Below are 201 nucleotides of genomic sequence, written 5' to 3' on the forward strand. Positions count from 1 at the left end.
CAAAGAAACGGAACCCCACAGGAATTGTGACGACATCAGTCACCAACACCATAAACACCAGCTGTTGACCGTTAAAGTAACCGCCTGTGGCTTTATCTTTGACCTTATGAGCACCAGTAATGCGGGTTGTTCTTTTAGATCGTTTCTTGCCAGAATCATCAAAATCAAGGACACCGCTGTTGATATTGTAATGGTTCAATA

1 protein-coding gene is annotated in these 201 nt (G+C 42.8%); it reads right to left on the reverse strand.

Features of this window, described 5'->3' with window-relative positions; genetic code table 11:
* Positions 1 to 201: hypothetical protein (locus tag CWC18_RS21320; protein ID WP_212747759.1), on the reverse strand; the 201-nt coding region annotated here is incomplete at both ends.

Origin of the sequence: Pseudoalteromonas aurantia, assembly GCF_005886875.1 — a bacterium.
Taxonomy (GTDB): domain Bacteria; phylum Pseudomonadota; class Gammaproteobacteria; order Enterobacterales; family Alteromonadaceae; genus Pseudoalteromonas; species Pseudoalteromonas aurantia_A.